Genomic DNA, 18,956 nt, shown 5'->3' on the forward strand with positions numbered 1-18,956 from the left:
CCGAACCCGGAAGCTAAGCCCTTCAGCGCCGATGGTACTGCACTCGCCAGGGTGTGGGAGAGTAGGTCGCCGCCGGAACATCATTCAGAAAGAGCCATCCCTTCGGGGATGGCTCTTTCTGTTTCCCCTGCGAACGGCACTGGTGACCCGGAGCAGTTCCCGGGAGGTCCGTGCGACCTCCGATGGTGACGTGGGCGACGGCTCCGTTCGCCCTCAGGGGCTCGAACCGGTCGGCAGGGATGAGATCATGGTGGTTGCAGCACGATGAGGGGAACTCACACACATGAAGAGTGACGACGGAGCACGTCCGCCCAGGACGCCGCGCACGAACGCAGGCAGCACAGGCGGCTCCCGCGACCGCGGGCGTCCCGCCGGGAGCGAAGGACGCCCTCCGCGCGTCGCGGGCCAGCCCCCGCGCTCGGCCCGAGGCACGTCCTCGTGGGGATCGAGCGCCGGCGGTGGGCAGCGCCCCGAGCGCACCGGATCCGGCAGCGGGTACGGTCGCGACTCGCGTGACCAGCGCCCCGAGCGCTCGGGCGAGAGCAGCTCGCGCGGCAGCTGGGGCGGAGACCGCGACAACCGTTCTTCGCGCACCCCGCTCGCGGGCGAGTGGCGAGGCAACCCCGGACGCCCCGCAGCAGGTGGCGGCGGTCAGCGCTTCGAGCGTGACGACCGCTCGGGCCGTCCGGCCAGCGGGGGACCGCGCCGTGACGCGCCTCGCAGCGGCGCCCCTTACCGTCCGTCGGGTGATGACCGTCGCCCGCAGGGTGACCGTCCGTACCGTCCTTCGGGTGATCGCCCGCAGGGTGATCGTTCGTTCCGTCCTTCGGGTGATCGTCCGTACCGTCCGTCCGGTGATGACCGTCGCCCGCAGGGTGACCGTCCGTTCCGTCCGTCGGGTGACCGCCCGCAGGGTGATCGTCCGTTCCGTCCGTCGGGTGATCGTCCCCAGGGTGATCGTCCCCAGGGTGATCGTCCGTTCCGTCCGTCGGGTGATCGCCCGTTCCGGTCGTCGGGTGATGACCGTCGCCCTCAGGGTGACCGTCCGTTCCGTCCGTCCGGTGACCGCCCTCAGGGTGATCGTCCGTTCCGGTCGTCGGGTGATGACCGTCGCTCGCAGGGTGACCGTCCGTTCCGTCCGTCCGGTGACCGCCCTCAGGGTGATCGTCCGTTCCGTCCGTCCGGTGACCGCCCTCAGGGTGATCGTCCGTTCCGGTCGTCGGGTGATGACCGTCGCCCGCAGGGTGACCGTCCGTTCCGTCCGTCCGGTGACCGCCCCCAGGGTGACCGTTCGTTCCGTCCGTCCGGTGACCGTCCGTTCCGTCCGTCGGGTGACCGCCCTCAGGGTGATCGTCCGTTCCGGTCGTCGGGTGATGACCGTCGCCCGCAGGGTGACCGTCCGTATCGTCCGTCCGGTGACCGCCCTCAGGGTGACCGTTCGTTCCGGCCTTCCGGTGACCGTCCGTTCCGTCCGTCGGGTGACCGCCCCCAGGGTGACCGTCCGTTCCGGTCGTCGGGTGATGACCGTCGCCCCCAGGGTGACCGTCCGTACCGTCCGTCCGGTGACCGCCCTCAGGGCGATCGCCCGTTCCGACCTTCGGGTGATGACCGTCGTCCGTCCGGTGACGACCGCACGCAGCGCTCCGGCGAGCGTTTCGGGTCGCGTGACGAGCGTCCGGCACGTGCACCGCGCGACGACCGGTTCGCCCAGCGGCCCGAGCGTCCGGCACGCGACGACCGGCCCGCCCGCGACTCGCGTCCGTCGTACGAGTCGCGTCCCCCGCGGACCGAGGGGCGTCCGCCGACCGGTGACCGCCGCCCGCCGCGTGATGACCGCTACGGCTCGCGTGACGACCGTCGGCCCGACTCGCGTGGCGATCGGCCGCAGCGTGACGACCGTTCGCGTCCGACCGGTGGCAACCCTGCCGCTGCCGAGCGTGGCGACCGTCCGCAGCGCGCGGCGTACCCCGACCGGGGTGCCGCCTTCGACCGTGACGAGACGCGTCAGTCGCGTCCGCCGCAGTCGGAGCGCGAGGCTGCTCCCGAGCTGCCCGACGACATCCAGTTCTCCGACCTCGACCGCAGCGTGCGTGCGCGACTGCGGACGCTGAGCAAGGAGAACGCCGAGAACGTCGGCCTGCACCTGGTCATGGCCGGGCGCCTGCTCGACACCGACCCTGAGCTCGCCTACGAGCACGCCCAGGCAGCGGTGCGTCGGGCCGGTCGCGTCGACGTCGTGCGTGAGGCAGCAGGTCTCGCGGCGTACCGCACCGAGCGGTTCGCAGAGGCGCTGCGCGAGCTGCGGACCGTGCGCCGGCTCAACGGCTCGTCCGAGCACCTGGCGATCATGGCCGACTGCGAGCGTGGGCTGGGTCGTCCCGAGCGGGCGATCGCGCTGGCCGCGAGCCCCGAGGCCGAGGAGCTCGACCCCGCGGCGCGAATCGAGCTCGCGATCGTGACGAGCGGTGCGCGGCTGGACCTCGGCGAGCCCGAGGCTGCCGTCGCGACGCTCTCGACCCCTGCCGTGCGGACCGCCACCGGCGTGCTCGCGGTGCGGGTGGCCCAGGCACGTGCTGCCGCCCTCGAGGCGGCAGGGCGGACCGAGGACGCCGCGGCGGAGCTCGCCGCGTACAGCGAGAGCCAGCTCGCCGAGGCGACCGGTGCCGTGGGTGAGGACGAAGACGACGTGATCGTCTACGACCTCTCCGAGGACGAAGCCGCAGAGTCCGACCCGTCTTCGGGTGACGACGCATCGGACGACGAGGCATCGGACGACGAGGACGACGACGTGTCCGACGAGGCTGAGGCCCCGGCGGCGGACGACGACGTGCTGGTCGAGTCCGACGGCTCGGACGACGAGGGGCCGGAGGACGCTGCGGGGACGAAGGACGACGCGTGAGGGGCGGGCTGCTCGGTTCGGACGTCCCGCTCGCTGTCCGGTACGACCTCGCGCTGGTCGACCTGGACGGTGTCGCCTACCGGGGGCACGAGCCCATCGAGGGGGCGGCCGAGGGCCTGGGCGGTGCCCGGGAGCTCGGTCAGCGCCTGGTGTTCGTGACCAACAACGCCTCGCGTGAGCCGGAGTCGGTCGCGGCGCAGCTGTCCGGGCTGGGCATCCCGACCGAGCCGGACGAGGTCATGACCGCGGCCCAGGCCGCGGCCGAGGTGCTGACCACCCGGCTCGCGCGCGGCGCCAAGGTGCTCGTGGTCGGGGGTGCAGGCCTCGTGACAGCGGTGCGTGCGGCCGGGTTCACGGTCGTGACCTCGGCGGACGACGAGCCCGAGGCCGTCGCGCAGGGCTTCGCGCCCGAGCTCGGCTGGGCCCAGCTCGCCGAGGCGGCGTACGCGGTGCAGCGCGGGGCGTGGCACGTGGCGAGCAACCTCGACCTGAGCCTGCCCACCGCCCGGGGGTTCGCCCCCGGCAACGGGGCCCTCGTGGGCGCCGTGCGTTCGGCGACGGGCGTCGAGCCGTCGAGCGCGGGCAAGCCCGCGCCGACGATGTACCGGCTCGCGGTCGAGCGGGCGGGGGCGACCTCACCGCTCGTGATCGGCGACCGGCTCGACACCGACCTCGGTGGCGCGCGGGCGGCCGACTACCCGGGTCTGCACGTGCTGACGGGGGTGAGCACCGCGCGGGACGACGTCCTGGCGGCGCCGGGGGAGCGTCCGACGTACATCGGCGCCGACCTGCTCTCGCTGCTCGATGCGCATCCTGAGCCGCAGGTCGCCGCGGAGGGCTGGTGGACGTGCCGGTCCGCGGCCGCCCGCGTGCACGACGGACGGCTCGAGCTGCACGGTGCCGCCGCGGTGGACGGTGCGTCCCGCGAGGACCGCGTCGACCTGATCCGTGCGGCGTGCGCGGCCGCGTGGTCGGCGGCCGACGCGGGTGAGGTGCTCGATCCCACATCCGTGCCCGACCTGGATGTGCACGGCGCCGGTTCGGCCTCCGCTGCCCGGTAGCGTGGGCCTGCCCCGGAGCGCGGGTCCCGTCAAGGGTCCCGCGCTCCGGACCGACGACGGAGGGACTGCGGTGAGCGAGGCGTACGACGAGGCACGCGACGGGACGGGCTCGGGCGCGCACGGCGCAGCCGGCACGGGGGATGCCGCGGTGGACCAGGCGCTGACGCTGCTCGCGCCGCTGGTCGACCGGCCGTTGCGCGAGCACGTCGAGGTGTTCGACGCGATCCACACCGCGCTGCAGGACCGGCTCGCGGACACCGAGGGCTGAGGTCCTCGTGAGCAACCGACTCGACATCGAGCTCGTGCGCCGCGGGCTGGCGCGGTCGCGCCGGCAGGCGGGGGAGCTCATCGCAGCCGGCCAGGTGCTGGTCGACGGCGTGACGGCGGTCCGCAGCGCGACCCCGCTGCGCCCCGAGCAGGACGTCGAGGTGCTCGCGGGCACCGACCCGGGGTACGCCTCGCGGGCGGGTCACAAGCTCGTCGGCGCGCTGGACGCCTGGGAGGTGCAGGGCCTGCGGGTCGCCGGGCGGCGCTGCCTGGACGCGGGCGCGAGCACCGGAGGGTTCACCGACGTCCTGCTGCGGCGCGGCGCCGAGCACGTCGTGGCGGTCGACGTCGGGCACGACCAGCTCGTCCAGAGCCTCCGCGACGACCCTCGCGTCGAGGTCCGCGAGGGGGTCAACGTGCGTCGCCTGCACGCCGGGGACGTCACGCCCGCGCCCGATCTCGTGGTCGCGGACCTGTCCTTCATCTCGCTCACGCTCGTGCTGCCTGCTCTCGTGGACGTCGCAGCGCCGGAGGCCGACGTGGTCGTCATGGTCAAGCCGCAGTTCGAGGTGGGCCGCGAGCGGCTCGGCTCGGGTGGGGTGGTGCGCTCGCCCGAGCTGCGGGCCGAGGCTGTGCTCGACGTCGCACGCTGCGCGACCCGTCTCGGGTGGCACGTCGCAGGGGTCGTGCAGAGCCCGTTGCCGGGGCCGAGCGGCAACGTGGAGTACTTCGTGTGGCTGAACCGTCGGGGGTCGTCGACCTCCGACGCAGATCTCGTCGAGCAGGTCGAGCGTGCTGTGCGCGCCCCTGCGCCCGGAGGTGATGAGTCGTGACGCGTCGCGTGCTGGTCGTGACCCACAGCGGCCGCGAGGAGGCGGTCGCCGCGACCGAGGAGACCGTGCGCGCGCTCGAGGCGGTGGGCCTGACGCCGGTGCTGGCCGTCGACGACGGCGGTCCGGAGCCGCTGGGCGACCTCGAGCTCGCGATCGTCCTGGGCGGGGACGGCACGATCCTGCGTGCCGCCGAGCTCACGCGCGGGACGGGCATCCCGCTGCTGGGCGTCAACCTCGGCCATGTGGGCTTCCTCGCGGAGAGCGAGCGGGAGAACATCGCCGAGGCCGTGCGCCGGCTCGCGGACGGCGACTTCGCGGTCGAGGAGCGTTCGACGCTCGACGTCGAGGTGCACCTGCCCGGCGAGGCCGACGTGGTGCACGGCTGGGCGCTCAACGAGGCCGCGCTCGAGAAGAGCGACCCGGCCCGCATGATCGAGGTGGTCATCGAGGTCGACGGGCGCCCGCTGTCCGCGTTCGGCTGCGACGGTGTGGTGATGGCGACCGCGACCGGCTCGACCGCGCACGCGTTCTCGGCCGGTGGTCCCGTGGTGTGGCCCGATGTCGACGGCATGATCCTGGTGCCGCTCTCGGCGCACGCGCTGTTCGCCCGGCCGCTCGTGGTGGGTCCGTCGAGCGTGCTCGCGGTCGAGATCGTCAACCGGTCACCCGCCAACGCGATGCTCAGCTGTGACGGTCGCCGCCGGGTCGAGGTGCCGGTGGGATCGCGCATCGAGGTGCGGCGCAGCGGGGTGCCGGTACGGCTCGCGCGGCTCACGCACGCCCCCTTCACGGACCGGCTCGTGAGCAAGTTCGGGCTCCCGGTCGACGGCTGGCGGGGTGGGACCGGGGCTCCCCGGCCCTACGGGACGTCTGTGGGACGGGAGGGCTGATCGTGCTCGAGGAGATGCGGATCCAGGATCTCGGGGTCATCGGCCGGGCGCACGTCGCGTTCGGCCCGGGGCTGACGGTGCTGACGGGGGAGACCGGCGCGGGCAAGACCATGGTCCTCACCGGGCTGAACCTGCTGCTCGGCGGCAAGGCCGACCCGGCGACGGTCCGCACGGGTGGCACGTCCGCTGCCGTCGAGGGGCGCGTCCTGCTGCCCGCGGGCTCGCCCGTGCTGGCACGCGCGCGGGAGGCCGGCGCGGAGCTGGACGACGACGGCGCGCTCGTGCTCGTGCGGACCGTCGGCGCCTCGACGCCCGACTCCCCGGGACGGTCCCGGGCGTACCTGGGTGGCCGGTCGGTGCCCCAGGGACTCCTCGCGGAGATCGCCGACGAGCTCGTCACGGTGCACGGCCAGGCCGACCAGGCCCGGCTGCGCTCACCCGCGCACCAGCGCGAGGCGCTCGACGCGTTCGCCGGTCCGGCGCACGAGGAGGTCCTCGGGCGCTACCGCGACGCGTGGGTGCGACGGCAGGCCGTCGTGGCCGAGCTGCGCGACCTGACCGAGCGCGCGCAGGACCGGGCGCGCGAGGCCGAGCTGCTGCGGCTGGGGCTCGGTGAGGTCGAGCGCGTGGCCCCGCAGCCCGGTGAGGACGTCGACCTCGCGGCCGAGATCGAACGGCTCGCGCACGCCGAGGACCTGCGCGGTGCTGCGGCGGGGGCGCACACCGTGCTCGTGGGGGACGACGTCGGCGACGACCAGGCGGCGACCGCGCTCGTCGAGCAGGCCCGTCGGCTGCTCGAGCAGGGCGGCGGGCACGACGGGACGCTCGCGGCGCTCGCGACGCGGGTCGCCGAGGTCGGATACCTGCTGAACGACGTCGCGGCCGAGCTCTCGAGCTACCTGCAGGACCTCCAGGCCGACCCGGCCCGCCTCGAGGTGGCTCAGCGGCGCCGTGCCGAGCTGACCGCGCTCACGCGCTCGTACGGGGCGGACGTCGCGGCGGTCCTCGAGTGGGCCGCGCAGGCCGGTCTGCGGCTGCTCGACCTGGACGGCGGCGACGAGCGGCTCGCCGGGCTCGTCGAGGAGCGCGAGCAGCTCACGGCCACGCTGGCGGAGCTCGGCGAGCGGATCGGTGCGCGTCGCCGTGACGCGGGCGCCGAGCTCGCGAAGGCCGTGACCGAGGAGCTCGCCGGGCTCGCGATGGCGGGGGCGCAGCTCGTGGTCGAGGTCACCCCGGCCGACGAGCCCGGGCCGTACGGCACCGATCGCGTCGAGATGCTGCTGGTGCCGCACGCCGGCGCGCCCGCGCGCCCGCTCGGCAAGGGGGCGTCGGGCGGTGAGCTGTCGCGGGTGATGCTCGCGATCGAGGTGGCGCTCGCCACAGCACCCGGGTCGGGTGCACCCCGTCCTTCCACGTTCGTGTTCGACGAGGTCGACGCCGGGGTCGGTGGCAAGGCCGCGGTCGAGGTCGGGCGCCGGCTGGCGACCCTGGCGAAGGGCGGGCAGGTGCTGGTGGTGACGCACCTGGCCCAGGTCGCGGCGTTCGCCGACCACCACCTCGTCGTGACGAAGGCGGGCGGCGCGGACATGGTGACCGAGTCCGACGTGCGGCACGTCACCGACGAGGACCGCATCCGCGAGCTGGCACGCATGCTCTCGGGCCAGGAGGACTCGGACGCGGCACGGACGCACGCAGCCGAGCTCCTCAGCCAGTCCGACGTGGGACCATAAGCCGCGATGAGAGCCTTCCTGCGCAAGCGCGCCTCCCTGCCCGACGAGCCCGGTGTCTCTGGGCCTGCCCGAGTCGACCCCCGCACCAAGGCGCTCACCAAGCGCCTGAGCCCGGGGGACGTGGCCGTGATCGACCACCTCGACCTCGACCGGGTCTCGGCCGAGGCGCTCGTCGCCTGCCAGCCGGTGGCGGTGCTGAACGCCGCGCGCTCCACGTCGGGGCGCTACCCGAACCTCGGACCGGAGATCCTCATCGAGGCCGGGATCCCGCTGGTCGACGACCTGGGCCCCGACCTCATGACGATCCCCGAGGGGCACGTCCTGCGCGTCGTGGACGGCACCGTGCACGACGGCGACGTCCTGGTCGCCGAGGGGGTCGAGCAGACCGCCGAGACCGTCGCAGCCGCGATGGCCGAGGCCCGCGAAGGCCTGTCGGTGCAGCTCGAGTCGTTCGCCGCGAACACCATGGACTACCTGCGACGCGAGCGCGACCTGCTGCTCGACGGCGTGGGGGTGCCCGACATCTCGACCGTGATCGACGGCCGCCAGGTGCTCATCGTGGTGCGGGGCTACCACTACAAGGAGGACCTCGTCACGCTGCGTCCGTACATCCGCGAGTACCGCCCGGTGCTCATCGGGGTGGACGGCGGGGCGGACGCGATCCTCGAGGCGGGCTGGACCCCGGACCTCATCGTCGGGGACATGGACTCGGTGTCGGACCGGGCGCTCCGGTGCGGGGCCGAGGTCGTGGTGCACGCGTACCGCGACGGTCGTGCCCCCGGGCTCGCCCGCGTCGAGCAGCTCGGCGTGAAGCACGTCGTGTTCCCGGCGACGGGCACGAGCGAAGACGTCGCGATGCTGCTCGCCGACGACAAGGGCGCCGAGCTGATCGTGGCAGTCGGCACCCACGCGACCCTGGTCGAGTTCCTCGACAAGGGACGCTCGGGGATGGCGAGCACGTTCCTCACCCGGCTGCGGGTCGGCAGCAAGCTCGTCGACGCCAAGGGGGTGTCGCGGCTCTACCGCCAGCGCATCTCGAACCTGCAGCTCCTGCTGCTCGTGCTCGCCGGTCTGCTGGCGCTCGGCGTCGCGCTCGCCTCGACCGCCTCGGGGCAGACGCTGCTCGGCCTCACCGGCGCGCGCTTCGACGACCTGTTCTCGTGGTTCCACTCGCTGTTCGGAGGCTCGGCATGACGCCTCCGACCACGCCCCGGGACCTGACCACACCTGACCGAGAGACCACATCGTGATCGACTTCCGCTACCACATCGTCTCCCTCATCTCGGTGTTCCTGGCCCTCGCGGTCGGCATCGCCCTGGGGGCCGGACCGCTCAAGGAGACGATCGGCGACACCCTCACGGGACAGGTCGAGGCGCTCCGGGCCGAGAAGGACTCGCTGCGCTCCGAGGTGGACGTCGCCACGGGGCAGCTCAAGAACTCCGAGAGCTACATCGAGGCCGCGGCGCCCCAGCTGCTCGCCGGTGCCCTCACCGACCGTCGGGTCGCCGTGATCGCGCTGGGCGAGGTGACCGAGAACGAGGTCGGTGCCGTCGAGACGCAGCTCGCCGCGGCCGGTGCCGAGGTCAGCGGCGTCGTCACCCTGACGTCGACGTGGACCGACCCGGGGCTGCGCAGCTTCCGGCAGGCGCTCGTCAGCACCCTCGTGGGCTATCTCTCGCCCGCGCCCGAGGGTGACGAGGGTGCCGACGTCGAGCTCGCCGACGCGCTGGTCCAGGCGCTGACCGGCGCCGACCCGGCCGCACCCGACCAGTTCTCCGAGCCTGCCTCGGTGCTCCTCGACCTCCTCAGCACGGACGAGAAGCCGCTCGTGACCGGCGCGGACTCGGTCACGGCCCCGGCCGACGCGATCGTGCTCCTCGCCCCGCAGACCTCGTCGGACGACAAGGGGTCCACCTCGGACGACGAGGCGGCCCAGGTCCGCGCCTCGCTGCTCGCGCTGGTCAGCGCCGCGCAGGACGGTTCCGAAGGTGCGGTGCTCGCGGACGGCGAGGACGGCACCGACGCGCTGTGGCGCGCGGTGCTCGCGGACGACGAGCTCGCGGACAGCATCACGACCGTCTCGGGCACAGACCAGATCTCCGGCCAGGTGACCGTTCCGCTCGCGCTCAACGCGCGCATCGGCGGGACGAACGGGCACTACGGCTTCGGTGAGGGCGAGACCGTGGTCCCCACCCGCGTCGAGCTCGCGCCGGTCGACCGCACCCCGCAGCCTTCCGCGGGTCTCGGCGGCGACGCGAGCGACGGGACGGCCGGGTGAACACCGGGACCATCCCGCAGAGGTTCGCGGCCGGTCTCGTCGCTGCGGCGGCGACGGCAGCGACCCGGGGAGCTCTCGACGAGGACCCGCCCGGCGGGTCGCGCCGGTGGACGCGCACGAACCACCGCGGCGAGCCCGTGAGCCTGCTGTCCGGCCCGGCCGCCGCCGCTGGGCTGCTGGTGGGCGGGGCCGTCGGCGCGTCGACGCCGCGCGCGGCCGTCGCCGCAGGCGTCGCGACACTGAGCGGTGCGGCCTTCGGCCTCGTCGACGACCTCGCCGAGGACCACGACCGCAAGGCCAAGGGGTTGCGCGGGCACCTCGGTGCGCTGCGCCACGGACAGCTGACCACCGGTGCCCTCAAGGTGCTGGGGATCGGCGCGGGGGCCCTCGTCGCCGCGGCCGTGGCCACCCCGGCCCGGCACCCCGACGGCACCCGGCGCTCGGGTGCGGGCTGGGTCGTGGACGTCGCGACGTCGGGCGCCCTGATCGCCGCGAGCGCCAACCTCGTGAACCTGCTCGACCTGCGCCCCGGGCGCGCCCTCAAGGCCGTGGGCATCGCCGCGGCGCCCCTCGCGCTCGCGGGTGGTCCCGGCGCCGGCGCTGCAGCTGCGGCGCTCGGCGTGGTGTCCGCGGGGCTCGAGGCCGACCTGGCCGAGCGCGACATGCTCGGTGACGGGGGAGCGAACGCGCTGGGTGCCCTGCTCGGGACGGCCGTCGTGCTCGACGCACCCCGGCCCGTCCGGCTCGCGCTGCTCGCGGGCGCGGTCGGTCTGACCGTCGCGAGCGAGCGCGTGAGCTTCACCGAGGTCATCGCCCGCACCCCGGTGCTGCGCGAGATCGACGCCTGGGGTCGCCGACCTGTCGTCGCACCCCCCGGGGACGAGAGCCGCACGGCGTGAGCCCCGCCCTCCGGCGGGCGCTCGGCGGACTCGCGGGCGCTGCGGCGATGATCGCCGTGATCACAGTGGTGAGCCGCGTGCTCGGGTTCGCCCGCTGGTTCGTCCAGGCGAGCGAGGTGGGCCCGGGCACGGTCGGCGCCGCGTACAACCTGGCGAACACGCTGCCCAACGTCCTCTTCGAGGTCGCGGCCGGTGGAGCCCTCGCGGGTGCCCTCATCCCCGTGATCAGCGGGCCGCTGCGCCGTGGCGACCGGGCCGAGGTCGACCGGACGGCGTCCGCGACGCTGGGCTGGGCCCTGCTCGTGCTCCTCCCGATCGCGGCCGTCCTCGCACTCGTGGCCGAGCCGCTGGCCGCCCTCCTGGCCCGCCTCTCCGAGCACCCCGTGCCCCCCGAGCTGACGCGCTACTTCGTCCTCGTGTTCGCGGTCCAGATCCCGCTGTACGGGCTCGGTGTCGTGCTCGCGGGAGTGCTGCAGGCGCAGCGCAAGTTCTTCTGGCCGGCCCTGGCCCCGGCGCTGTCGACCAGCGTGGTCATCGTCGCCTACGCCATGTACGGCCGCCTGACCGAGGGGCACACCGACGACCTCGCAGCCACCTCCGGCTCGGCGCTCGCCTGGCTGGCCTGGGGCACGACCGCCGGCGTCGCGGCCATGAGCCTGCCGCTGCTCGTGCCCGTCCTGCGTTCGGGGGTGCGCCTGCGCCCGACCCTGAGCTTCCCGCCCGGGGTCGCGGCCCGCGTGCGTCGGCTCGCCTTCGCGGGCATCGGCGCGCTCCTCGCGCAGCAGGGCTCGGTGCTGGTGACGCTGCTGCTGGCCAACGCGCGGGGCGCGACGGCCACCTGGACCGTGTTCCTCTACGCGCAGGCTGTGTACCTGCTGCCGTACGCGGTGCTGGCCGTGCCCCTCGCGACCAGCACGTTCCCGCGGCTGGCCGAGCGGGCCGCGCGTCCCGCCCGCGAGGGGTTCGCCGAGATGGCTGCGCTCACGACGCGCACTGTCGTCGTGGTCGCCGGGGTCGGAGCCGCGGCGCTCGTCGCGGCGGCCCCCGCAGCGGCCGCGATGTTCCTCTCGATCACCGACGTCGACCCCGAGACCGTCCAGGCGATGTCGCCGACGCTGACCTGGATGGCGCCCGGGCTGATCGGCTTCGCGCTGCTCTTCCACGTGACCCGTGCGCTGTACGCGCTCGAGCACGGTCGGGCGGCCGTCGTCGCTGCGGCCCTGGGCTGGGCCGCGGTGGCCGTCGCGTCCGTCACCATCGCGTTCGTGCTGGTGCCTGCGGGTGACGGCCCCGGGGTGCTCGTCGCGCTCGGCGCGGGCAGCAGCATCGGCATGGTCGTCGCAGGGGTCGCGCTGCTCGCGGCGCTGCGACGGAGCGCGGGAGCCGGTGCGCTGCACGGGATGCCCCGGACGTTCGTCGTGCTCGTGGCGGGTGCCGCTGTCGGCGCGCTCGTGGGGCGCTGGACGACCGTCGCGGTGCTGGACGTGATCGGCGGTGGCATCGTGTCCGCGATCGGCGCCGCGGCCGGTGGTGCCGTGCTGGCCGTCGGGGTGACGGCGGTCGCGGTGGTCGGGTTCGACCGAGGAACGGTTCGCGGGGTCCTCGCGCTGGACCGGGGGGCGCCCCCGGCGACCGTGGGTGGCGCCGCGCCGGACGGTGGGCCCCCGCAGGACGACAGGCCCCGACAGACGGATGCGACCGGGCAGGAGAAGCCATGAGCGAACGGGTGCTGCAGGTGCTCGGATCGAGCGCTGGCGGGGTGGCGCGACACGTCGCACAGGTCACCCGCGCGCTCGCGGACGACCGCGACGCGGGGACCGTCGTCCACGTCGCCGGCCCGGACGACCTCGCGGCGGTCGTCGCCCCGCAGGGCTCGGGTGCTGTGTTCCACGCCGTGCCCGTGGCCGACCGCCCGCGCGCGTCCGACCTGGAGGCTGTGCGCCGGCTGCGCACGCTCGCCCGGGGTGCCGACGTCGTGCACGCGCACGGGCTGCGTGCCGGTGCCCTCGTGGTGCTCGCAGCACGCTCGTTGCCGTCGGGCTCGCGTCCTCGCGTCGTCGTGACGCTGCACAACCTGCCGGTGGGCGGTCGGGCCATCCGTGCCGTCTCGGCGGTGCTCGAGAGCGTCGTCGCACGGGGCGCGGACGTGGTGCTCGGGGTCTCGGGCGACCTGGTCGAGCGGGCCCGCTCGCGGGGCGCCCGTGAGGCGTCGCGGGCGCTCGTCCCGGCGCCGCCGCTGCCGAGCCCCGGCCGGGACCGTGCGCAGGTGCGTGGCGCGCTCGGGGTGCCCGACGACGTGGCGCTGCTCGTCACCGTCGCGCGCCTCGCGCCCCAGAAGGGCCTGGACCTGCTGGCTGACGGCGCCGCGCTGCTCGCCCGGGACCACGGGCCGGGCCTGCTGTGGGTCGTCGCGGGCGACGGGCCGCTCGCGGAGCCGCTCCAGGCCCGCATCGACGGCGAGCACCTGCCCGTGCGGCTGCTCGGTCGGCGCTCGGACGTCGCGGACCTGCTCGCGGCCGCGGACGTCGTGGTGAGCACAGCCGTCTGGGAGGGGCAGCCGATCGCGGTGCAGGAGGCGCTGCAGCTCGGTGCTCCCGTCGTCGCGACGGACGCCGGCGGGACGCGCGAGGTCACGGGGGACGCGGCGGTGCTGGTGCCCGTGGGGGACGCCGCACGGCTCGCCGAGGTCCTCGCCGGGATCGTGAGCGACCCCGACCGCCGGGCAGGGCTCGGCCGGGCCTCGCGGGCCCGGGCGGCGACGCTCCCGCAGGTCGCCGACGTGCTCGGGCAGCTCCGGTGCGTGTACGGGTGGGACGCCCGACCGGTCGACGGCTGACGGGGGCGCGGTCCGACCGCGCCCCACGAGCCCAGGAGTGGTGCGACTCACGGTGCGCCGTGACAGCCGCCGCCGGTCTCTCGGGTAGAGTGGAAGCCCGTGGCAGAGCGCGCAGATCGACTCTCCGGGCGGTCGGACAACACGACCCGGCACATCTTCGTTACTGGAGGCGTTGCCTCCTCTCTCGGCAAGGGCTTGACGGCCAGCAGCCTCGGACGCCTTCTGCGTTCGAGGGGGCTCAAAGTCACGATGCAGAAGCTCGACCCGTACCTGAACGTCGACCCCGGCACCATGAACCCGTTCCAGCACGGCGAGGTCTTCGTCACCGAAGACGGTGCCGAGACCGACCTGGACGTCGGTCACTACGAGCGCTTCCTCGACGTCGACCTCGTCGGCTCCGCGAACGTGACGACCGGGCAGGTCTACTCGCAGGTCATCGCCAAGGAACGTCGCGGCGAGTACCTCGGCGACACCGTTCAGGTCATCCCGCACATCACCGACGAGATCAAGTCCCGCATGCGGGCGCAGGCCGACCCGGTGGGCGGTGTCGCCCCCGACGTGATCATCACCGAGATCGGTGGGACCGTCGGCGACATCGAGTCGCAGCCGTTCCTCGAGGCCGCGCGTCAGGTGCGGCACGACCTGGGTCGCGACAACGTCTTCTTCCTGCACGTCTCGCTCGTGCCGTTCATCGGTCCGAGCGGGGAGCTCAAGACGAAGCCCACCCAGCACTCGGTGGCGGCGCTGCGCTCGATCGGCATCCAGCCCGACGCGATCGTGTGCCGGTCGGACCGGGAGATCCCCGAGTCGACCAAGCGCAAGATCGCGCTGTTCTGCGACGTCGACGTCGAGGCCGTCATCACGTGCAAGGACGCGCCGAGCATCTACGACATCCCGCGCGTGCTGCACTCCGAGGGGCTCGACGCGTACGCCGTGCAGCGCCTCGGTCTGCCGTTCCGTGACGTCGACTGGAGCGGCTGGGACGAGCTGCTCGAGCGCGTGCACAACCCCGCGCACCAGGTCGAGGTCGCGCTCGTCGGCAAGTACATCGACCTGCCCGACGCGTACCTCTCGGTCACCGAGGCGCTGCGTGCGGGTGGCTTCCACCACGACGCACGCGTGGTCATCCGCTGGGTGAGGTCCGACGACTGCCAGACCGAGGAGGGTGCGGCCCTCGCGCTCGAGGGCGTCGACGCCGTGCTCGTGCCGGGCGGCTTCGGCGTGCGCGGCATCGAGGGCAAGCTCGGTGCGCTGCGCTGGGCCCGCGAACAGCTGGTGCCGACGCTCGGCATCTGCCTGGGTCTGCAGTGCATGGTCATCGAGTACGCACGCAACGTCGTGGGCCTGCCCGGGGCGTCGTCGTCCGAGTTCGACACCGACCCGGTCGACCCGGTCGTCGCGACCATGGCCGAGCAGCTCGCGATCGTCGACGGCGCGGGCGACCTGGGCGGCACCATGCGGCTCGGTGCGTACGAGGCCGTCCTCACGCCCGGCTCGGTCGTCGCCGAGGCCTACGGCTCGACCGAGGCGTCGGAGCGTCACCGTCACCGGTACGAGGTGAACAACGCCTACCGCGACCGTCTCGAGAGCGCGGGCATGGTCATCTCGGGCACGTCGCCCGACAAGTCGCTCGTCGAGTTCGTCGAGCTGCCCCGCGAGACGCACCCGTACTACGTCGCGACGCAGGCCCACCCCGAGTTCAAGTCGCGCCCCAACCGGGCCCACCCGCTGTTCGCGGGCCTGATCGGCGCTGCGCTCGAGCGCCGTGGCACGGACGAGGACTGACGCGGACGCGGAGCTGGCCGACCGGCCGGCTCCGCGGCCCGTGACCGAGCACACGGTGATCCACCAGGGTCGGGTGTGGGACGTGGTCGGCGACGTCGTGGACCTGGGTGCGTCCCAGGTTCTGCGCGAGTACGTCGCGCACACGGGGGCCGTCGCGGTGATCGCGATGGACCCCGACGAGCGCGTGCTGCTGCTCTCGCAGTACCGCCACCCGGTGCGCACCGAGCTGTGGGAGCCCCCCGCGGGCCTGCTCGACGTGGCGGGGGAGCCGCTGGTCGACGCTGCCGCGCGCGAGCTCGCCGAGGAGGCCGACCTGCGTGCCGGCACCTGGGACGTGCTCGTGGACTTCTTCACGACGCCCGGCGGCTCGGACGAGTCGATCGTCGTGTTCCTGGCCCGTGACCTGTCGCCGGTGCCCGAGTCGGAGCGCTTCGTGCGCGAGGACGAGGAGGCCGAGATGGTGCCCGTGTGGGTCCCGCTCGACGAGGCGGTCGAGGCCGCACTGGCCGGCCGGCTGCACAGCCCCACGACGGTGGTCGGGGTGCTCGCCGCCGCGGCCGCACGCGACCGCGGCTGGTCGACGCTGCGCCCTGCGGACTCGGCGGCGCGCCGCTGACCGCGAGCCCAGACAGCCCGGCAGACGAGAGGGCCCGCACGACCGGACTGGTCGTGCGGGCCCTCTCGTGCGTGTCGGTCAGGCGCGCGGGCGCAGCGACATCACGGCCCGCGTCGTCGCGGCCGCGAGCAGCCCTGCGCCGAGCATGTGCAGGCCGACCAGCACCTCGGGCAGGCCCGTGAAGTACTGCACGTAGCCGATCAGGCCCTGGGCCAGCGTCACGCCGAGCAGCACGAGAGCGGCCCGACGGGTCGTCGCGGGGGACGGGGCCCGGAACAGGCCGACGAGCAGCGCGACCAGCACCGCGACGAAGGCCCACACCGCGAGGGCGTGCACCCGGGCGGCGAGCGCCGGGTCGACAGCGAACCGGTAGGCGACCTCGTCGTCGCCGCCGTGCGGTCCCGCACCCGTGACGACCACCCCGAGCGCGACGACGACGACAGTCAGCGCGGCGAGCGCCCAGCCGGTGGCGCCCAGCCACGGCGCCACGACCGGACGCGGCGCGCCGTCACCCGTGCGGTGGCGGACCAGCAGCACGGTCGAGGCGGCGACGAGCCCCAGGGAGACGAGCATGTGCAGCGCGACGACGGCCGGGGCGAGGTCGAGCAGGACCGTGATCCCGCCGATCACGGCCTGGATCGCGACGCCGACCAGCGGCGCGAGACCCAGGAGGCGGTAGGAGCGCGACCGGCCGCGGTCACCCCACACCAGCACGGCGACCAGGAGCGCGATGATGCCCAGGACACCGGTCAGCGTGCGGTTGCCGAACTCGATGTACGGGTGCAGCGTCGTCGCCTCGTGGATGGCGGGCGTGAACGCCCCCGGTTCGCACTGCGGCCACGTCGAGCAGCCCAGCCCCGAGCCGGTCAGCCGCACGGCGCCACCGGTGACGACGATGCCGATCTGCGCGACGAGGTTGGCGACCAGCGCGGGGCGCGTCCAGCGCGCGCGACGGTCCAGGGCGGTCCCTGCGGGGGACGTGATGACGGGGGCTGCGCTCACGGGGACCAGCGTACGTGCGCCGCGAGGAGCCGCCGGGGCGCTCGGGTGTGAGATGCGCGGCGCGTCAGCGGCTGGTCGAGACGCGGTACTGGGCGTTCGCGAGCGGGATGAACACGGCGAGGATCGCCGCCGACCACAGGAGCGTGTAGACGACCGGGTGCTCGAGCGGCCACGCGGTGGGCTCGGGGGTCCCCGGGGGGATGTTGCCGAAGAGCTCGCGGGCGGCCTGGGTGACAGCCGAGACGGGGTTCCACTCCGCGAAGCGCTGGAGCGGCACCGGCAGCGTGTCGAGCGGGACGAACGTGATCGCGATGAACGTCAGCGGGAAGATGATGACGAACGAGGCGTTGTTGACGACCTCGGGGCTCGGGACGAGCATCCCGACCCACGCCATGATCCACGAGATCGCGTACGCGAAGACGAGCAGCAGGCCGAAGCCTGCCAGGGCCTCGAACGCCGAGGTGTGGATGCGCCAGCCGACGAGCAGCCCGGTGAGCGACATGACGACGAGCACGATGACGTTGTTGACCACGTCCGAGAGCGTGCGTCCCGTGAGCACGGCCGAGGGTGCCATGGGCAGCGACCGGAAACGGTCGATGATGCCCTTCTTGACGTCGTCGGCGAGCCCCGCGCCCGTGATCGTGGCACCGAAGATGACGGTCTGGGCGAAGATCCCCGCCATGAGGTACTCGCGGTAGCTCGCACCGCTCCCGCCGCCGATCGCACCGCCGAACACGTAGGCGAACAGCAGCACGAACATGATCGGCGAGAGGGTCGTGAACACCAGCAGATCGGGGACGCGCTTGATCTTGATGATGTTGCGGGTCGCGACGACCGAGGCGTCGGCCAGCACGTGCGGCACCCTCATGAGTGGTCTCCTTCGCTCGGCTCGGAGCCGTCCTCCTCGGCGGTGCTGCGTCCCGTGAGGGTGAGGAACACGTCGTCGAGCGTCGGACGGCGCAACCCGATGTCGTCGAGCCCGATCGCGGCGTCGTCCAGCACCCGCAGGGTGTTCGCGAGCGACGTGGCGCCGCCGCCGACGGGCATCACGAGCCCGCGGCGGTCGGGGTCGAGCGTGGCCGGCCCCACCCCGAGCGGCGTGAGCAGGCGCTCGGCGTCGGGCAGCCGGGCCCCGTCGGTGAGAGTGAGCTCGACACGTTCGCCCCCGACCTGGCGCTTGAGGTCGTCGGCCGTGCCCTGGGCGATGATCCGGCCGTGGTCGATCACGACGATCTCGTCGGCGAGCAGGTCGGCCTCCTCGAGGTACTGCGTCGTGAGCAGCAGCGTCGTGCCTCCCTCGACGAGCCGCTGCAGCACGCCCCACATGTCGGTGCGTCCGCGTGGGTCCAGCCCGGTGGTGGGCTCGTCGAGGAACAGGACCGGCGGGTGGGCCACGAGGGCGCCGGCCAGGTCGAGGCGCCGGCGCATGCCCCCGGAGTAGGTGCGCGTGGGCCGGTCGCCCGCGTCCTCGAGGCCGAAGTAGGCGAGCAGCTCGCGCGCCCGGGACCGTGCCTGCTGGCGGCCGTGGTGGTAGAGCCGCCCGATCATCACGAGGTTCTCGAAACCGGTGAGGTACTCGTCGACGGCCGCGTACTGGCCCGAGAGCCCGATGTTGCGACGCACGGTGGCCGGTTGGTCCAGCACGTCGGCGCCCGCGACCCACGCGCGTCCCGCGGTCGGGCGCAGCAGCGTGGTGAGGATCCGCACGACGGTGGTCTTGCCTGCGCCGTTGGGCCCCAGCAGCGCGAGCACCGACCCGGTGGGCACACGCAGGTCGACGCCGTCGAGCGCCGTCACCTTGCCGTAGCGCTTGACGAGTCCCTCCGCCGTGATCGCGTCAGCCATGGGGGCGATGCTAGG

Annotated in this window: 17 protein-coding genes; 13 read left to right on the forward strand and 4 right to left on the reverse strand. The window is 74.0% G+C overall.

Features of this window, described 5'->3' with window-relative positions; all coding sequences use genetic code 11:
* Positions 1–22: 22 nt before the first annotated feature.
* On the reverse strand, positions 23–2,143 hold the full coding sequence (locus ACGIF2_RS00005; RefSeq protein WP_396042154.1) for a hypothetical protein: 2,121 nt from the start codon (positions 2,141–2,143) through the stop codon (positions 23–25).
* Here ACGIF2_RS00005 and ACGIF2_RS00010 point away from each other — a divergent pair.
* The 13 genes from ACGIF2_RS00010 (at position 2,087) to ACGIF2_RS00070 (ending at position 16,094) form a co-directional block, all read left to right on the forward strand.
* Complete coding sequence (locus ACGIF2_RS00010; RefSeq protein ID WP_396042155.1) at positions 2,087–2,899, forward strand: hypothetical protein; 813 nt, start codon at positions 2,087–2,089, stop codon at positions 2,897–2,899. The two genes, ACGIF2_RS00005 and ACGIF2_RS00010, sit on opposite strands and share 57 nt — an antisense overlap.
* Positions 2,896–3,960: an HAD-IIA family hydrolase gene (locus ACGIF2_RS00015; RefSeq protein ID WP_396042156.1), complete on the forward strand. Its 1,065-nt coding sequence runs from the start codon at positions 2,896–2,898 to the stop codon at positions 3,958–3,960. The genes ACGIF2_RS00010 and ACGIF2_RS00015 overlap by 4 nt, the downstream gene beginning before the upstream one ends.
* Before the next feature lie 70 nt (positions 3,961–4,030).
* Positions 4,031–4,228: a hypothetical protein gene (locus ACGIF2_RS00020; RefSeq protein ID WP_396042158.1), complete on the forward strand. Its 198-nt coding sequence runs from the start codon at positions 4,031–4,033 to the stop codon at positions 4,226–4,228.
* Positions 4,229–4,235: 7 nt separating this feature from the next.
* Complete coding sequence (locus ACGIF2_RS00025) at positions 4,236–5,060, forward strand: TlyA family RNA methyltransferase (RefSeq protein ID WP_396042160.1); 825 nt, start codon at positions 4,236–4,238, stop codon at positions 5,058–5,060.
* Positions 5,057–5,950 carry an NAD kinase gene (locus ACGIF2_RS00030; RefSeq protein ID WP_396042162.1) on the forward strand — a complete coding sequence of 298 codons (894 nt, stop codon included), beginning with the start codon at positions 5,057–5,059 and terminating at the stop codon, positions 5,948–5,950. Before ACGIF2_RS00025 ends, ACGIF2_RS00030 begins: the two co-directional genes overlap by 4 nt.
* A gap of 2 nt (positions 5,951–5,952) precedes the next feature.
* Positions 5,953–7,680 carry a DNA repair protein RecN gene (gene recN, locus ACGIF2_RS00035; RefSeq protein WP_396042164.1) on the forward strand — a complete coding sequence of 576 codons (1,728 nt, stop codon included), beginning with the start codon at positions 5,953–5,955 and terminating at the stop codon, positions 7,678–7,680.
* A gap of 6 nt (positions 7,681–7,686) precedes the next feature.
* Entirely contained in the window at positions 7,687–8,874 is a 1,188-nt protein-coding gene (steA, locus tag ACGIF2_RS00040) for a putative cytokinetic ring protein SteA (RefSeq protein WP_396042166.1), read from the forward strand.
* Positions 8,875–8,926: 52 nt separating this feature from the next.
* Complete coding sequence (locus ACGIF2_RS00045; RefSeq protein WP_396042168.1) at positions 8,927–9,958, forward strand: copper transporter; 1,032 nt, start codon at positions 8,927–8,929, stop codon at positions 9,956–9,958.
* Positions 9,955–10,857 (forward strand): hypothetical protein, encoded by a 903-nt coding sequence (locus ACGIF2_RS00050; protein ID WP_396042171.1) that lies wholly within the window; start codon positions 9,955–9,957, stop codon positions 10,855–10,857. Before ACGIF2_RS00045 ends, ACGIF2_RS00050 begins: the two co-directional genes overlap by 4 nt.
* On the forward strand, positions 10,854–12,575 hold the full coding sequence (gene murJ, locus ACGIF2_RS00055; protein WP_396042173.1) for a murein biosynthesis integral membrane protein MurJ: 1,722 nt from the start codon (positions 10,854–10,856) through the stop codon (positions 12,573–12,575). Before ACGIF2_RS00050 ends, murJ begins: the two co-directional genes overlap by 4 nt.
* On the forward strand, positions 12,572–13,693 hold the full coding sequence (locus tag ACGIF2_RS00060) for a glycosyltransferase (protein ID WP_396042175.1): 1,122 nt from the start codon (positions 12,572–12,574) through the stop codon (positions 13,691–13,693). Before murJ ends, ACGIF2_RS00060 begins: the two co-directional genes overlap by 4 nt.
* A 99-nt stretch (positions 13,694–13,792) precedes the next feature.
* Positions 13,793–15,478 carry a CTP synthase gene (locus ACGIF2_RS00065; protein WP_396042177.1) on the forward strand — a complete coding sequence of 562 codons (1,686 nt, stop codon included), beginning with the start codon at positions 13,793–13,795 and terminating at the stop codon, positions 15,476–15,478.
* Positions 15,479–15,518: 40 nt separating this feature from the next.
* Positions 15,519–16,094 carry an NUDIX domain-containing protein gene (locus tag ACGIF2_RS00070; RefSeq protein WP_396042179.1) on the forward strand — a complete coding sequence of 192 codons (576 nt, stop codon included), beginning with the start codon at positions 15,519–15,521 and terminating at the stop codon, positions 16,092–16,094.
* Positions 16,095–16,172: 78 nt separating this feature from the next.
* Here the strand turns inward: ACGIF2_RS00070 and ACGIF2_RS00075 are convergent, their stop codons facing one another.
* The 3 genes from ACGIF2_RS00075 to ACGIF2_RS00085 form a co-directional block, all read right to left on the reverse strand.
* On the reverse strand, positions 16,173–17,096 hold the full coding sequence (locus ACGIF2_RS00075) for a heme A synthase (protein ID WP_396042181.1): 924 nt from the start codon (positions 17,094–17,096) through the stop codon (positions 16,173–16,175).
* A 64-nt stretch (positions 17,097–17,160) separates the two neighbouring features.
* On the reverse strand, positions 17,161–17,964 hold the full coding sequence (locus ACGIF2_RS00080; protein WP_396042183.1) for an ABC transporter permease: 804 nt from the start codon (positions 17,962–17,964) through the stop codon (positions 17,161–17,163).
* Positions 17,961–18,941, reverse strand: a complete 981-nt coding sequence (locus tag ACGIF2_RS00085) for an ATP-binding cassette domain-containing protein (RefSeq protein ID WP_396042185.1) — start codon at positions 18,939–18,941, stop codon at positions 17,961–17,963. The genes ACGIF2_RS00080 and ACGIF2_RS00085 overlap by 4 nt, the downstream gene beginning before the upstream one ends.
* Positions 18,942–18,956 lie beyond the last annotated feature (15 nt).

Source organism: Cellulomonas sp. P22, assembly GCF_044392165.1.

Bases quoted from the DNA above. Each gene is read 5' to 3' on its own strand.
- steA (WP_396042166.1), top strand. From the start codon at position 7,687: ATGAGAGCCTTCCTGCGCAAGCGCGCCTCCCTGCCCGACGAGCCCGGT.
- ACGIF2_RS00085 (WP_396042185.1), bottom strand. From the start codon at position 18,941: ATGGCTGACGCGATCACGGCGGAGGGACTCGTCAAGCGCTACGGCAAG.
- ACGIF2_RS00060 (WP_396042175.1), top strand. From the start codon at position 12,572: ATGAGCGAACGGGTGCTGCAGGTGCTCGGATCGAGCGCTGGCGGGGTG.
- ACGIF2_RS00080 (WP_396042183.1), bottom strand. From the start codon at position 17,964: ATGAGGGTGCCGCACGTGCTGGCCGACGCCTCGGTCGTCGCGACCCGC.